Genomic DNA, 15,681 nt, shown 5'->3' with positions numbered 1-15,681 from the left:
TGTTTCCATGGCAAAAAATAAAAATTAAGGTTATAATCATTTCCCACTTCTTACAATGAAAAATGACTACCATCTTTGAATGAATATATGATTTCTATAATCTGCTCCGATATATAAGTAAATCCATTTTCACCTTTTACTGCTTTTTGAAGAAATCTGTCACTAAGCTCGTCTTTATACTGTAAATATTTATCTTCACCAATATCGTCTATCATCTGACCTTCTATATCATTCCATGCCTGAAAAGAAATAGGCCGTCCATATCGCGTATACTGAACATTTGCTGATATGCCCATATTCCAAAGCATCATGGGCATAAACATATAATCACTATTTATTTTATACTCTATACGTAATTCATCAAAAATTTCATGCAAATAGGGTTTATATACTGTACGAATTATAAAAAAACCTTGCTTGCCGTATTCTGAAATTTTCTTCAATGCCGTCTCCATATAACGAACTCGATATAAAGAGTTAACCGACACAACAAAATCTGCATCATAAGGTTCTTCAAATTCTTCCCATTTACTATGATGCATTCGTATATTTTCTATATTTTCATATTCAATATTTTTTAGTAATTCATTTAGCATGGCCGGCGAAAAATCCACAGCTAATATTTCCTTACTGTATTTAGAAAAAGGTATGGTAAAATTTCCAACTCCACACCCGACTTCAAGCAACCTTTTATTATTACCAATTTTTTGATGAAGCCATTCACCTAAACCCGGTACATCTCGATATAGATTAAATTTTTCTGAATATCTCGGTGCTAAATCTTTCCAAAACTTTAACTCCACACAATCGTTATATTTACGGTCTAAAAGATTATAATCAAGCCATTCCTGTTCTTTTTCCCACAATTCATTTAAATTGATATTTCTTAATTTTCTCAATTTATCAACTCTTCTCATATAGTTTAAATAATAAAATCATCTTATATTTAGCGTTAATATATTGCAATCTATAAAAAATAATCATATATATTCATTCAGTTTTTATAGATTAAACTTTTCAAATTTCATAAATATTCTATGAAGAAATTATACTTAAAAAATCTTGAAATGGTCAATAAAATATGAATTATTATCATAACTAAGCTTTATTTCTTGAATCATCAAGCTAGCGAGAATAAAAAAATGCAATAAATTCTGACTAATATCAAAATTCATTGCATTTTCTAGTTAAAATTAATATGGACTTAATAAACTAAACTCTATTAACGTAGGATTTAATTTCCTATCTAAAATGTCCCTACACGTTTTCACCACATCAGCCAATAATTTATACGAATAGGCTTGTACGCTTTGGTCGTAAATTAAGCTCTGAGCCATAATCTCTTCAAACGTTACCCGTTTTTGTAAATCCTGCAACTGTTTAGCCGCGGAAGCCGGACTGCCAATCAACGAAACGGACGTCATCTGTCTAACTACGGCCTGCTCACGGAACGCGATGTCCTCTGCTTTAAAAGGAATAGGGCCAAAATGCGGTGCTCGTTTAGCTGCCACATAATTATCCCAAAGTTCAGCTTCTGTTTCCACCGGCGGCTGCAAACCTTGATTATTACCGGTAACAATATCAATAAAACGTTGTGTCTGAGTCGTTGCTAAATGTTTAGCTTCTTCATCAGTATCAGCCAAGACGACATTCATACCCAAGATAACATATGGTTTTGACAACACTTTAGACGGTTTAAAACGTTCCCGATAAATCTCTACCGCTTCTTCCATCATGGCCGGTGCAAAATGAGAGGCAAAGGAATATGGCAAACCTAATTCGGACGCCAAGTACGCACTGTCAGTGCTGGAACCTAGAATATAAAACGGTACCTGAAGACCGGCAGCCGGATAGGCATGAACATTATTAGTATCATCGAAATAGCCTTTTAACTCACGCAATTCTTCGGCAAAATCGGTATAGAGATTATTAGTGCGTCGAAGAGCCCGTGCTGTTACCTGGTCCGTACCGGGAGCTCGCCCCAAGCCCAAATCTAAACGATTCGGATAGAGCGTTTCTATCGTGCCATATTGCTCTGCCACCAAGTACGGGCTCTGGTTCGGCAACATTACCCCACCGGAACCGACACGAATCGTTTTAGTATTAGCCAAGGTATGTTGAATCAGAAGTTGAGTCGCACTACTTCCCAAGGATTTCATATTATGATGCTCGGCAATCCAGTAGCGTTCATAGCCGTAGCTTTCTACGGCTTGAGCCAAGTCAATCATGTCTTTATAGGCGTCAAGATAAGTCTGACCAGCTCTTAGGGGTACCAAATTTAACATGGATACCTTTAAGCCTGTTTGCACTGTCTTAACATCTTGCTTATTGTCTTCCTTCATATATATCTCCTTATACACTATTATGTTCCTGGCATAACTGCTTTATCGTATTGAGCTAATTACACCGTAGCTTCTATTAAATCTACATTTCGTGATATGAGTATATATCCTAGAGTTATTATATGATTTATCTTATTCGATGCCAACAATATATTTAAATATTTCTATGAAGTTAATTATTATAACTCAATAATCCTCCATCGGCGCGGACTCATTTATCCGTTACATAAGATTAGACAACGACCTCATAATAAGATCTACATCCTGGTTTTCCAGCTCTTGGATAATATGAAGATATGTCTTCTGTGTCGTAGTCATACTGGCATGGCCAAGTCGCCTGGCCACACTGGCAATAGAAACTCCGGCAAATAGTAAAATCGATGCATGCGTATGACGCAGGCCATGAACCGAAATTACAGGGATATCAAGTTTCCTGCAGCACCGCTCCAGCATATCATTCACAGTCGAGTTATATATCTTTTCCTTTTTAATGAAAATCGGTTTATCCTGCGGCAAATCTTTAACAAGAAAAGCAAATTGCATAATAACCTGCCAGTCTATTTGAATTTTACGGACTGACGACTTATTCTTTGTCGGTGAAAACCCACCGCCATTTTTGTAATCCCATGTTTTACTCACAGAAAGCGTCTGATGAGCGAAGTCAAAATCTGCCGGCGTAATGGCCAATGCTTCTGAAAAACGCATGCCTGTCTTAGCTACCAACAGAATGAACCAATCCCAATTCACTTCATCACCTAAATTCAGGCTTTTCAGCAATGTATGAAGCTCAAACTGATTCAAGTATTTTGTTTTCTTCGGGGCTTGTGCCTTCCCTTTAATAATAACCTTACGGGTCGGATCGCGCGGAATCAGGCCTTCATCAACCGCATCAAGAATGGCTCCTTTCAACTGATGATGGAAGTCCATCGTCGTCTGCCGCTCATGCTCCTTAGCATACTCATTAATGATTTGCTGATACGAAACCCGCGTTACATCACAAAGTCTCAATCCCGGAGCCAGTCGTTCCAGCCAAGCAAGGCTCATATGATACTTCGAAAGTGTCACATTGCGAATAGCGCCTTCCTTATACACCGAAACCCAGTTACGATAATAGTCCGTTAAATAATCCGTAGCTTTATTTACAATCGACATAAGTGCCTCCTTCCTACGCCGATGAAGGATTGGAGGCACTCGCTTGGCTCATCTTTAATTGTCTTTTTAGTTTCGTCCGCATTATCACTACAGATTTACTTACATGTGTTGTGATAGTTCTTACTTGCTTCGTTCTTCTGTTCCTCTTCGTCCGGATCCTGAATGTCAAAACCGCCTTCCAAAACAAATTTTGTGAGCAACTCATCTACCCGATTATTCACGCGGAATGGTGGTAACTTCTTCTTATCCACTTTTGTAAAATATTCTTGCGCTTTTTCTCTGACTACCGTTGCTTTTAAGGCGTCAAAACGACCATATTCATTCAAGTTATCCTTCGTTACATGAGCGTCCATCAAATTTGTCAAAAGGACTTCATCAACACCAAGATAGGTGGAAATCTTTTTGTTTTGCTGGTTTTTAGCTCGTTCTATATATTCGAAAATATAGTCCCTAAATGTCTTACCATCGACAATTTTTACATCACCGGTCTGCACATCATGGAGAAAAATATTCGCATATTTTTGCTCTTCCTGTGTTAAAAAGGCAAAGGATTTATGAAGGTCAGTCAACGTTTCCTCAACCGTAGCCGGATCGGCATCAGGGTCTAATAATTGTTTGCGCCATTTTTCAAAACGAGAATTCATGTAGTCGTTGTCAATAACACCCGTGTTCTGTTCAGTAAGATATGGGTCAATCGGGAATGTAATTTCACCACCATCATCAGGAGGATTTCCCCCTGGGCCCGCTCCTCCTGTTCTCAATTCTTTATAACGCTGATTCAAAATCAGATAGTCATCTTCCGTCGGCAACAGCTGAATCATTTCTTCTTCGCTCGTATCTTCCACATCAATTAAAGAAGAATATTCCCTTTTATTCCACGTAAACCCTTGAATCCTAGCGGCCTGAAGATAAGTGGAGAACTCACGGAACAATTTAGCAAACTTAGCTTTAGACGGTGTATCTTCCGGCAATGTATCCATATCCGGCACGCCGGCGCTTTTAAAAATAGTCTTCATTTCAGCAAACGTGGCATTCATATGACGCACATTATCCGGTAAATGGTCGGCAAATAAGCCTTGCGGACGGTCGCCGGAATAAAGCTGTACAGCTTCTTCAATATTGCGTTTCATCGTATGCGGCATGCGATAATACCGAATCGAACCAAACGGCTTTTCATTAATATTGAAAAGTCGGTTAGTTCTCGAAAAAGCCTGAATTAAATTCTGATATACCAGCATTTTGTCCAAATATAAAACATTGATCCACTTTGAGTCAAAGCCGGTAAGCATCTGATTCACAACAATCAAAAGGTCCAATTGTTTTTCAGGCTTTACCCATTTATATGGCGTTTTGTGCGCCAATCGAGCCGACACATCTTTTTTAAACTTGGCATAACCGCCGATGTCAAAGTTTTGCTCGAAAATAGCATTATAATCCTCAAGCATAGCCTTGAGACCGTCTTCCTTTTCTAAAGCATAGCCACCTTTATTATCAATAGTTGGGTCAAAAAGGCCGGTTACCTTTAACTGCGGATAGCGTTTTCTAAACTTAAGATAATAACGAACGGCTTCCGGAATGCTACTGGTGGCAAAAATCCCGTGGAATTGATGATTACGCGAAAGTGTACGCCAGTTTTCAGCAATATCGTCGACTACGGCCCACTGGTACTCATCCGTTTGCCAAGCTTCTTGCTCTACATAATCTTCAATCCCTCGTACGTAAGAACCGTCCTCTTCACGTTTACCCGCCATAGGAACCTGCGCCGACGACATAAAGCGATAATATGTTTTGCTCATCGTCGGATCTTCTAACGCCTCTTCAATCGAATAAGCCCCCGATTCCTGTAAAGCAACTTTTTCACGCAAATCTTTATCCTTATACACCATTACCATGGTCGGGTCAAAACCAAGCACGTTCTTGTCGCGAATGCCGTCAGCAATGCTGTAACGATGAAGTTCATCACCAAAAATATCCGCTGTGGTAGTCATGGCTTGTTCGTTTTCATTAAAAACCGGCGTTCCCGTAAAACCAAAGAAAAGTGCATTCGGGAAGGTAGCCTTAATCGTGGCCAACATCTCACCAAACGTCGAACGATGACATTCGTCAATAATAAACACGAGCCGCTTAGACTTCATTAACTCAAGATCTTTGGACCGCATTTTGCTGGCTGCATCTTCCTTAATATTACTCATCTTTTGAATCGACGACACAATCAAGGTGTCCTTCGGATCTATGCTTTTCAACTTACTGATCAAGGTAATCGTATCTTCCGTTTCCTGCACATCATCCACATTATCCGCAAACGCCCGATATTCCTTGAGCGACTGCGTGCCAAGCTCGATTCTATCCATAAGGAATATAACCTTATCCGCATCCTTTGAATTGGCAATAAGCTGCGCCGATTTAAAGGACGTCATGGTCTTACCGGAACCCGTGGTATGCCAAATATAGCCCCCACGCTGATTTCCTTCGTGCCAATCATTTTTGGACACGCGGTCAGAAATCTTGTTGGACGCATAATACTGATAACTGCGCATTACTTTTAAAACACCGTCAGAATCGTCGGCAACCGTGTAAAAACCAACCAATTGATGTGCCATTGGAATGGATAATAGGCGTTCCGCCACAACCTTCCAATCATTCACCGGGTCATTATTTAGGTCAGCCCAGTGGAAGTAAAAATCCGGATTGAACTTGCCATCAGGCCCCGGATTGGCAAAGTACAAGGCCTCCTTAGGATTCATAGCTACAAAGATTTGCACCAATGAAAAGATTCCTGAAAAAAGCCCTTCATGTGCGTATTTTTCAATCTGATTAGCCGCTTCAATTACAGGCACACTGGATTTCTTGAGCTCAATGTGAAACACCGGCATACCGTTGATGAGGAGCATCAAATCGCCGCGTCTATCCTGCAACACCTTTTCACGACGGACAAAACGAGGTTGCTGCACAATCTGATAACGACTTTGCCCGGCCGCAATTTCCATGCGGTCATAAATCTTCAAACTTACTTCCTTACCGTAATGCAATGTATCGTCAGGATTTTTCCGCGTTATGGACACAGTTTTCCCATTAATAAAACCATCTAACTTCAAAGGAGTGCGAAGACGACGGATTTGTTCCAACAAATCTTCCATTTCTTCTTGAATCAGAGGATAATCTCCCAGACGATCAATATCTCTGTTATTTTCAAAAAGGATATTTGCCCAGTTTTGAAGCAAATCTTGTTCCGTCGGATTCTTGAGAACGTCCTTTTCCCAACCATAACGCTGCAATGCAGTTATTAAAGCCGCTTCAAAATCTGATTCTTTGTTAAAATCATCCATAACTTTACTCCTTTTTCTATTAATTTCCATGAATTTTGCTGTCGTTGATGAAAGGTAATGAGGGTATCAAAGTTAGAAAAAAAGTTTCCCATACAATACTGTTCTTTCATAGATGGAATATCTGCTATCATTCCTTTCAAGTCAGCAAAAGATGGAATATTTTTCATTGCAGATCCATTACTCATTTTTGCAGAAAACTCATCAATCTTATTGCTAAATATAATTTTATATAAATCTTTTGTAATAAATCCTTCATTCACTCTAATCCGCATGAGTGCCTGATTTATAATGCCTGGCTTTGATTTATGCGGTAATTCATATATCTCGCCAATTGTACCCGCACATGAAACAATAATATCGCCCGCATGTGTCTCAAAATTTGATAACTTCTGAGCATATTCTCTTGTTATAAAATATCTTGCAAATCGCCAGTCTTTATTAATAGCATTTTGTTGTTCATAAACTTTAACAGTATCAATTCCTTCCGGAACAAAAATCTCTTTTTTTAACGCACTACCAAACGGACCTTTTTTATAATCAGCCATTTCCCCCAACTTACGCTGTTCCCAATCATCACTGAAGCCTTTGAACCTAATCCTCGGGGTTTTTCTTTTTTCCATCTCATTAACCCCCTATCAACTTCTGCAATTCACGGATGCCGGCCATATCAGCTTCTGAGCCGGTAAGTTCAGAAAGCATAGCAGACAATTCTTTTTCAGTCTTTCTGATTTCTTCCTCAATATCGCTCATTGTTTCAGCATATTTTTTAGACAAAGTTTCAATACGATTCGTAAAGTCATTGAGCATGGCATCAGCAAGAGCTAATGTGCCATCTACAATCGGTTTTGCCCATTTTTCATGGAGAAGTTCGCGTACCGCCGCATCAGAAAGAGATTCAATAGTCTCTTTAGTCAAAAGATGCAAATCGGTTTCTTCCGTTTTAATCTGATTTTTTAATTTCTTCTCTTTATCGTTAAGACTTTGCGCGCTTTTAAGGGTCTTAATTAGTTCCTTATTGTCAGCTTCGTCCTTCTTAAGTTCAGCTATTACGCTCTTAATATTTTTTACCACAAAGGCATCATTAGCATCATTAAGAGCCTCGGAAATGGTTTCCTTATCATCTTCACTCAAAGACTCGAGCAATTCCTCATAGGAACCCGGAATTTCAGAAAGTTCATTACTCTTCTGCGTCAAAGAATCCAATTGTTCGGCAAGGCAAACGCGCTGCACCAAATCAAAGTCAAGGATATGACCTTTCCAGCCATCCTGCACTTCCGCATCTTTGCCGTTCTTTTTCTTAATTACCATGTTAGGGTCAACGGTACGAACAGCCTCCATGCCTTCCGCCTGAATCAATTCCAAATCACCGGCGATGGCTCCATATTGTTCTTCAAAAATCTCATAGGCCTGATATGGATCTAAGAGTGGAATCCCGGTAAAGCGTTTGAAAAGTTCAGTTGCCAAGGATTCTTCTTTTCTAGGAATAGAAAGACTCATAGCATCGTCAATCAGTTCACGGTCTAAGCTTTCGCCTAAATCGGCAAAACGGTTGCGGAATTGTGCCAAGAAATTCTGCACATCTTTATTATCCAGGATAGTCTTTTTAATATCCTCAGTACTTACAGACACATACTCATCACCAGTAGTAAAAAGCTCTTCTTTTAACGATGGGAATACATTCCAATAAGCGTCAAAATCAGCTAATTCAGCTACCGGAATGCCACCAAACATAGTCGCATAAATATCATAAGATTCGGCTTTTTCAGAAGAATCCACATAGCGCGGAATGTTCAAGTTATAGTCATTGTTGCGGATTTCTTCGCGAGTAACGACACGAGAATATTTATCCTGAGTCAAACGGCCTTTCACCGTGTCTACAATACGGCGAATATCTGATGCTCGAAGTTTGTTATTTTTACCTTCTTTGGCAAAACCTTTAGACGCATCAATGATGAGCACATCGTCGTTTTCACGTTTTTGACGAAGCACCATAATGATGGTCGGAATGCCCGTGCCGAAGAAAATATTTGCCGGCAAGCCGATAATCGCATCAATATTATTCTGCTCAATGAGGTTTTTACGAATCTGACCTTTTTCACCACCGCGGAACAATACCCCATGTGGCAAAACAATAGTCATAATGCCGCCAGGTTTCAAGTGGTATAAATCATGTAATAAAAACGCATAGTCTGCTTTAGATTTAGGGGCTAGACCATAGCGAGAATAACGCGGATCACTTTCTTTACCGGCCGGTTCCCAACGTTGTGAATACGGTGGATTGGAAACAACCGCATCCACATAGAGCGGCTCATACGTACCGACCGGATCCGCTTCATCAAAATACGGCCAATCTTCTTCCAACGTATCCCCGTTGCGCGTCAAAATATTATCCGGCAAAATCCCACGCATAACCAGATTCATACGGGTCAAGTTATAGGTATTGGACTTCAATTCTTGCGCATAGTAACGAATACTATTTTCGTTTTCCATGTATTTAGCGGTAGTCTGGCCGATATTTATAAGCAAGCTCCCCGAACCACTGGTTGGGTCTCAAAGGTGTCTGTATTTGATACAATCGAACGATAGCAGGGATTTTGAACACCCCCGTGTTCACTTCAATCGGTGTTGTACTGATTGGCTATCTTCTTGAGCAGAAGTGCTTTTTCCATGAACCAGTCAAAGTAGTTTTTATATTCTTTTCTATCAAACGCCGCATCAAGCTCCTTGGTCAAAAGCATACGTCCATCTTTTTCACCTTCTGACCACTCAATGGAAGCGCCTAATTCCTTTTCTATCGTATCTTGATTATCTTTCAGCTGCCTATACCAATCCTTCCCCTTGGCAACATACAAGCCCGCTGTCGCCCGATGGCGGGATGTGTTGATTGTAAATTCTACCACCACAGACGATACGCCGGTACTCAGGTTGTACCAATTGGTCGCGAAAGCCTTTCTGCATGAGAAGCTCTTGCTGAACTTACTGTCTTTATCGAAGGCATAGTCACAGAACTGCTGCCAGAAGTTCAATTGGAATTTCCGCAGCGGCGTCAGGGTTTCTGCAGCTTTCACCGTTTTTGCCCATTCGTTGGGACGTTCTACAACATTAAACCGTGGTGCTGGCAGCGAATCCCCAATGCGCCAGAGTTCAATTTCAATCAGGAAAAAACCAATATTTTCATCCGTATGCTGATTCAGCCATCCGATAGCCTGTTTATGCTCATCACGAGCCCTTTTGACAATCCAGACTATAATTTCAGCGTCTTTCCCTGCCGCATACGTAATGATTTTTCCCAAATGATCATGGTCGGTATCTTCCAGCTGATTCTCGATGATAATCCCACGGGAACTCCCGCTTTCGCGGGCGTAGATGTCTACACTGAAACTTCCTACTGGAGATTCCGTTTCCTCAAGCTCTAGGTCAATTTCAATGGCATCACTCAGCTGTTCCAGATTTTCTTTTTGGGCAAGCCATTTTGAAAAATCCTGTTCCTCATGCGGCCAGATAGACCGCAAGTCATCAATCCGTTTCATGCACCCTAGTTTTTCCATATATGTCACTTCACTTCCCGATGCTTTAGAAATGCTTCTCCTCTGCCGCCTTGAAATTATAGACTGGTTTCATCACGTCGATAACGTCCACGGTGTCACCGATGACATCCAAGATATCGTCAAGGGATTTGTAGGCCATAGGAGCCTCGTCAATGGTACCTTCGTTTACCGATGTTGTATATACGCCTGCCATCTCCTGCTGGTATTCCTTGAGGGAAAGCTCTTTGATTGCCTGGGTACGGGACATGATGCGGCCTGCGCCGTGCGGGGCAGAGTAATTCCACTCGGCATTGCCTTTGCCGAGTGCCAGGATGCTTCCGTCACGCATGTTGATGGGAATGAGAACCTTTTCACCCTTATGTGCGGCGATGGCTCCTTTTCTGAGAATCATCTCATCGACATCGATGTAGTTGTGAATGGTATGAAACGCTTCGCCGGGCTGAAGGCCGGCTCTTTCCAGCAGTTTTTTGGCAATCTGCTCCCGGTTCAGTCTAGCAAACTGCTGGCAAAGAGCCACATCATGCAGATACTGCCTCAGGTATTTTCCGGAGACAAAGCAAAGATCTTCCGGCAGCTTTTCTCTGCGTTGTTCTGACTTCGCCTGCTGGATGGCCTTCTGGATTTCTTTTTGCCGTCCTGCTGCCTTGTATTCTGCTATGATATGCTGGAGCCGTTCTTCCAGTGTTTCATCATGGGCATTCAGCTCAACGGCCATGCGCTGATAAATCTCCGCCACCTGTTTTCCCAGGTTCCGGCTTCCTGTATGGATGACGAGATAATGTCGACCATCATGGGTTTTATCGACCTCGATGAAATGATTCCCGCCTCCCAGGGTACCGATACTGCAGGCAATCCAAGACAGTTTTTTCAGCTTGTCATAACAATAGAGCCGCTGCAAATTGAAGTCAGCCTGTTTCTCAGGCCAGACATTCATCCCGGAAGGTACGATGTGAGCCGCTTCATCGAGTCTGGCAAAATCAATCGGCTGCTTGTCAAGAGCAATCGTATACATGCCACAGCCGATGTCCACGCCGACGATGTTCGGTACTGCCTTGTCTGTGATTGTCATCGTCGTACCAATCGTACAGCCTTTCCCGGCATGGACGTCCGGCATAATCCGCACCCGGCTCCCCTTCGTCAGCTCATAGCTGCACATGCGGCGGATTTGTTCCCTCGCTTTCTCATCGATACTCTTGGCATACGATATTGCCGTTGTAACTGTTCCTTCAATCCGTTCCATTGTCGCTTCACCTGCCGTCCCTGAGTTCCATATTTTTCTACTATTATACAACAGTTTACAGCTTTTAAGCCGCTTGCTCATCGCCCCAAGCCAATGCTTGCAAAGCCTTGAGCAATGTGCTTGAATTTATGCTACTTTGGGCTTTGGACACCAAAGTGGCGAAAAATACTTCCTTGTGGATCTGCTGGCTTAGCGCGTGCCGCAGCTCTTGCGGGCTCTTGTCCCGGTAGGTGTTCAGCCGCTCGTCCTCATACGGCAGGATCTTCATGAGAGCGTGCCCGGAATTCGTTAGGTTCAGCAGATGCTCAATCGCAGTCTTTGTGCGAACTTTGTAGCTGCCGAGCTCCCAGAACATCTTCTGCTCGTAGTAGTTCGTCTCAATGCCCCAGCGGAGCTTGTAGAGCTTGAGCGGGTAAATCGCCATATGCTTGGAGCTGGTGTTGCGGAGCCCTTTGTTCTCCTGCCAAGCAATGCTCATGTGCAGCGCCATCGGATCTATGGTGCTGAAAAAGAGACGGTACGAGCCACTCTTGCTCAGCGTCACATAGGCATGGACGGTATGGTCGCCAAAGATGCGCGTTTTCACCAGACGGTGAGCAACAAAATAGTTGTCCATCCGGCAAAGGTAATTCGTGAGATCATTGGCAATCTCGTCCAGCATCAAGCGTTTACCGTACTTTGGTGGACGGCCGCGACGGCCTGCCGTCGAATCCGGCAACTCGAACATGGCCGTATCGTGGCGTGCATTGCAGGTCACATTGAGATTCGGATAGCTGAGAGCATGTGCGAGCAACTCGCGCTTGGCGTACCAGCTATCGAAGAGCAGGATGACCTGGCGTTTTTCAAGGATTGGCATGACTTCATCGAGAAGCTGGCAGGCAAGTGTCAGCTTCGAGGCTTCGCCGTTGCTCANNNNTCGAGGCTTCGCCGTTGCTCATGACGTAGCCAATCGGCACCGCGATATAACGGATCTGCTGCTTGCCTGCGGTCTCATGGAGGACCGGCACGCTCATCGTCAGGCTGACGAAGGCATGCCCATTGAAATAGGACTTGCCATCGTGTTTGGCGTGGTCGTACAGGATGCCTACACCGTCGAAGTGCTTGCCCCACTTGGCAATGGACGTGTCGTCCACGCTGAGCAGGATAGGCTCCTGCCGCAGTGCCTCTGGCACTATGGCAAGCGCCTGCAGCGCCAAGGCCTGGCGAATGGATGCATCCGTGACGAGGCCGTTGCCAAGGGCGCGGTAATAGCTGTTGAGCGATGCGTCCGTCTGCTTCGATAGGAACTGCCGGAACAGGCAGCGCACCGACGGCGCCGACTCCAGAGCCAGTTGAGCAATGAGTAACCACGCCAGCAGATGGCGCGTCCGTCTCGTCGCAGATGGGAACAAGGAAGAAAAAGTCGTCAGGAGTCTGTTAACTGTCGGCTGACTGGTGTATAATTGAGACATCACGTAGCACCTCTCGTGTTTGGTTTGTGGTGAATCTTGAAGTGGTAAACTAAAATTGGACACGGAGGGGGTAATTTTTGGACATACGGTGTATACTGTACGGATAGTACGAAATTAATTATCGGACAGAAATTCTCCCTCACAGGACAGGAGGTTTGCCGTGAAGTACACAAAAGAACAGAGATTGGACATTGGCCGCCGCATTTACGACGGCGAAATCAGCCGGTATGAAGCTGCAGAGGAATACGTTATCAATGAGCAGACGGCACGGAATTACATGAGAATGTACCGGGATGCCAACCAGTTGCCGCCCAAGCAGGGACGAAGAAGCATCTGTGCGCCCTCGTTCAAGAAAGCTCCGGCAGAGCTGGATGAACTGAAGGCGATGACAAAGGAAGAACTTATCCAGGAACTAATCAAGGCCAAGATAACCGAGGCACGGCTAAAAAAAGGCTACGAGGTGAAGGGGGATGGTACTGTAATTCTGTACGGCAACAAGATTATCAAGTAATCATGGAACTATCCGGAGAAATTCCGGTGAAGCTTCTTTGCAAGACAATGGGCATCCAGAGGAGCAGTTTCTACGCTTGGAAAAAACATCTTTCTCAGCCGTCGGGCAAAGAAAAGCGCCTTTTGAGCAACGTCCTGCTGTTCCAGGAGTACCATTGGAAGTATCCATCGCACGGCTATCGCTGGCTGAACGCCAAGATACGGTTGGACAAAGAGATTGTCCTGTCCGATCCCTATGCCCACAAATGCTGTAGGATTGCGGGAATCAAGAGCAAATCCAAGCACTACAGGTACAAGAAGGCTGGCGATCCAGCGCGGATATTTCCCAACCTGCTCATGTCTGAAATGCAGATCGATGGGCCAATGCAGTGCATCGTGAGTGATATGACCGCTTTTTATGTGAAAGGCATCTACCATGAACTGACTCTTTATATGGATCTATGGAACAATGAGATTGTCAGTCATTCCCTCTCTGCAAAACGCGGTGATCGCATGACTTACATCAGCGGACTGGAAAATCTGATTGAGTGGCAAAAACGGCATCCGGAGCACCAAATGGTTCTCCATTCTGACCAGGGATCGGTCTACGCCTCCAAAGCCTACAACGAGCTATTGCCCATGTACGGCATCACCCGATCCATGTCACGTGCCGGGACCCCCACAGACAATGCCGCTATGGAGTCCATCAATGGATGGATCAAGGCGGAGCTGTTCATGGACTTGCATGTGACCGGCGAGAAACCGGTCAAGGAGGAGGTGGATGACTACATTCTTTTCTTCAATGAACAGAGGCCCGCCTATTCCTTAGGCTACCTGACGCCGAAGCAGTATCGGGAACGTCACACGCCCATCTGCTGATCTCGTCTGCATTATCGATGGCATGGTTTGTCTAACAAGCTTGAAGGATGTCAGAAAAGTTGATGAATCTTGTACATCGATTCGTTTTTTATGCCTGATTTTTTTAGTTTTGTGTCCAATTTTTGTTGACAAGTGCAAGTGACTGCATCTTTGATTGTATGAAGTGATGTATTAGTAATGGCAATAAGAGTGCTAATTGCTGATGATCACGCTCTATTGAGCCAATACGACCCGTTGAATTTGGCGGGTCGTTCAACAGATAGTAGGAGGTTATTATGAAGAAATTTTGTTTTTTGTTTTTGATAATCTGTGGCTTGATGGTTTTCTGCCTTCAGGATTGTCAAGCGCGGCAGAAATTAAATCTTGCTGATCTGGAAAATAAATATAACGCCGTGATTGGTGTTTACGCCGTTGACATGGAGAATGGAAAAAAAATTTGCTACAAACCTGATACGCGTTTTTCCTACTGCTCGACACACAAAGTTTTTACGGCTGCAGAATTGCTAAGACAAAAAAATACCTCCGATTTGAATGAAATTCGTAAGTTTTCGGCGGAAGATATTTTGTCCTACGCGCCAATCACCAAAGACCATGTTGCTGATGGCATGACGCTGGCGGAAATTTGTTCGGCATCGCTCAGGTGGAGTGACAACACGGCGGCAAATTTAATTTTGCAGGAGATCGGCGGCGTGGAAAATTTCAAGGTGGCACTTAAAAATATTGGCGACAAAACTACCAAACCTGCGCGAAATGAACCTGAACTTAATCTTTTCAATCCAAAAGATAATCGTGATACTAGCACGCCGAGACAGATGGTAAAAAATTTGCAAGTCTATATATTCGGCGATATTTTGAGCGACGACAAGAAAAAACTGCTGATTGATTGGATGAGCGACAATTCCATAACCGACACGCTTATCAAGGCAGAAACTCCGCAAGGTTGGAAAGTTATCGACAAGAGCGGTTCAGGCGATTATGGGGCGCGGAATGATATTGCCGTGATTTATCCGCCCAATCGCAAACCCATTGTCATGGCGATAATGTCGCGCCGCACGGAAAAAAATGCAAAATCTGACGACGCTATGATTGCGGAGGCGGCAAAACGAATTTTTGATAATTTAGTATTTTAAAGGGGCTTGATAGCATCGGTATTGCCGATGGGCAGAGAGGGCCATCACGCAAAAATATTTCGCCAAACATTTATATCTCACTCAAACTTCGCACACCTGAAACCCTTACTATTATATCATAATT

12 protein-coding genes and 1 pseudogene are annotated in these 15,681 nt (G+C 43.3%); 3 read left to right on the top strand and 10 right to left on the bottom strand.

Annotation, left to right across the window (positions count from 1 at the left end; genetic code table 11):
* Positions 1–50: 50 nt before the first annotated feature.
* The 10 genes and pseudogenes from QZL64_RS02870 to QZL64_RS02825 form a co-directional block, all read right to left on the bottom strand.
* On the bottom strand, positions 51–899 hold the full coding sequence (locus tag QZL64_RS02870) for a class I SAM-dependent methyltransferase (RefSeq protein WP_226974645.1): 849 nt from the start codon (positions 897–899) through the stop codon (positions 51–53).
* 294 nt (positions 900–1,193) lie between these two features.
* The gene (locus QZL64_RS02865; protein WP_021840519.1) at positions 1,194–2,342 is read right to left on the bottom strand and encodes an LLM class flavin-dependent oxidoreductase; all 1,149 of its coding nucleotides are present in this window, start codon (positions 2,340–2,342) and stop codon (positions 1,194–1,196) included.
* A gap of 222 nt (positions 2,343–2,564) precedes the next feature.
* On the bottom strand, positions 2,565–3,494 hold the full coding sequence (locus QZL64_RS02860; protein ID WP_021840518.1) for a site-specific integrase: 930 nt from the start codon (positions 3,492–3,494) through the stop codon (positions 2,565–2,567).
* A gap of 95 nt (positions 3,495–3,589) precedes the next feature.
* Positions 3,590–6,820 (bottom strand): type I restriction endonuclease subunit R, EcoR124 family, encoded by a 3,231-nt coding sequence (locus tag QZL64_RS02855; protein WP_021840517.1) that lies wholly within the window; start codon positions 6,818–6,820, stop codon positions 3,590–3,592.
* Positions 6,778–7,440 (bottom strand): restriction endonuclease subunit S, encoded by a 663-nt coding sequence (locus tag QZL64_RS02850; RefSeq protein ID WP_021840516.1) that lies wholly within the window; start codon positions 7,438–7,440, stop codon positions 6,778–6,780. The genes QZL64_RS02855 and QZL64_RS02850 overlap by 43 nt, the downstream gene beginning before the upstream one ends.
* Positions 7,441–7,444: 4 nt before the next feature.
* Positions 7,445–9,358 (bottom strand): annotated as a pseudogene (locus QZL64_RS02845) (N-6 DNA methylase); the annotation flags it as partial.
* A 77-nt stretch (positions 9,359–9,435) separates the two neighbouring features.
* Positions 9,436–10,368 carry a DUF4268 domain-containing protein gene (locus QZL64_RS02840; RefSeq protein ID WP_008858596.1) on the bottom strand — a complete coding sequence of 311 codons (933 nt, stop codon included), beginning with the start codon at positions 10,366–10,368 and terminating at the stop codon, positions 9,436–9,438.
* A gap of 25 nt (positions 10,369–10,393) precedes the next feature.
* Positions 10,394–11,608, bottom strand: a complete 1,215-nt coding sequence (locus tag QZL64_RS02835) for an RNA-splicing ligase RtcB (protein WP_008858595.1) — start codon at positions 11,606–11,608, stop codon at positions 10,394–10,396.
* Positions 11,609–11,672: 64 nt separating this feature from the next.
* Positions 11,673–12,464: an IS701 family transposase gene (locus tag QZL64_RS02830; RefSeq protein WP_296309228.1), complete on the bottom strand. Its 792-nt coding sequence runs from the start codon at positions 12,462–12,464 to the stop codon at positions 11,673–11,675.
* Positions 12,465–12,468: 4 nt separating this feature from the next.
* Positions 12,469–13,059, bottom strand: a complete 591-nt coding sequence (locus QZL64_RS02825) for a transposase (RefSeq protein WP_021840513.1) — start codon at positions 13,057–13,059, stop codon at positions 12,469–12,471.
* Positions 13,060–13,219: 160 nt separating this feature from the next.
* On the opposite strand from QZL64_RS02825, the gene QZL64_RS02820 reads away from it, so the two are divergent.
* The 3 genes from QZL64_RS02820 to QZL64_RS02810 all read left to right on the top strand — a co-directional run bounded on the left by QZL64_RS02820 (position 13,220) and on the right by QZL64_RS02810 (position 15,557).
* Positions 13,220–13,570, top strand: a complete 351-nt coding sequence (locus QZL64_RS02820) for a hypothetical protein (RefSeq protein ID WP_006555381.1) — start codon at positions 13,220–13,222, stop codon at positions 13,568–13,570.
* 2 nt (positions 13,571–13,572) lie between these two features.
* Positions 13,573–14,427, top strand: coding sequence for an IS3 family transposase (locus QZL64_RS02815; protein ID WP_009014516.1), 855 nt, complete (start codon positions 13,573–13,575; stop codon positions 14,425–14,427).
* A 275-nt stretch (positions 14,428–14,702) separates the two neighbouring features.
* Positions 14,703–15,557, top strand: a complete 855-nt coding sequence (locus QZL64_RS02810) for an extended-spectrum class A beta-lactamase ACI-1 (RefSeq protein ID WP_006555379.1) — start codon at positions 14,703–14,705, stop codon at positions 15,555–15,557.
* Positions 15,558–15,681 lie beyond the last annotated feature (124 nt).

Origin of the sequence: Veillonella sp. CAG:933 (assembly GCF_000431435.1) — a bacterium.
Lineage (GTDB): Bacteria > Bacillota > Negativicutes > Veillonellales > Veillonellaceae > Veillonella_A.
Note: the sequence above shows the minus strand (reverse complement) of the source record. Positions and strands in the feature narration are given on the sequence as shown.

What these genes read in the sequence shown, in the direction of transcription:
- QZL64_RS02840 (WP_008858596.1), bottom strand. Translation starts at nt 10,368, where the DNA reads ATGGAAAAACTAGGGTGCATGAAACGGATTGATGACTTGCGGTCTATC.
- QZL64_RS02855 (WP_021840517.1), bottom strand. Translation starts at nt 6,820, where the DNA reads ATGGATGATTTTAACAAAGAATCAGATTTTGAAGCGGCTTTAATAACT.
- QZL64_RS02815 (WP_009014516.1), top strand. Translation starts at nt 13,573, where the DNA reads ATGGAACTATCCGGAGAAATTCCGGTGAAGCTTCTTTGCAAGACAATG.
- QZL64_RS02810 (WP_006555379.1), top strand. Translation starts at nt 14,703, where the DNA reads ATGAAGAAATTTTGTTTTTTGTTTTTGATAATCTGTGGCTTGATGGTT.
- QZL64_RS02835 (WP_008858595.1), bottom strand. Translation starts at nt 11,608, where the DNA reads ATGGAACGGATTGAAGGAACAGTTACAACGGCAATATCGTATGCCAAG.
- QZL64_RS02860 (WP_021840518.1), bottom strand. Translation starts at nt 3,494, where the DNA reads ATGTCGATTGTAAATAAAGCTACGGATTATTTAACGGACTATTATCGT.
- QZL64_RS02830 (WP_296309228.1), bottom strand. Translation starts at nt 12,464, where the DNA reads ATGCCAATCCTTGAAAAACGCCAGGTCATCCTGCTCTTCGATAGCTGG.
- QZL64_RS02865 (WP_021840519.1), bottom strand. Translation starts at nt 2,342, where the DNA reads ATGAAGGAAGACAATAAGCAAGATGTTAAGACAGTGCAAACAGGCTTA.
- QZL64_RS02850 (WP_021840516.1), bottom strand. Translation starts at nt 7,440, where the DNA reads ATGGAAAAAAGAAAAACCCCGAGGATTAGGTTCAAAGGCTTCAGTGAT.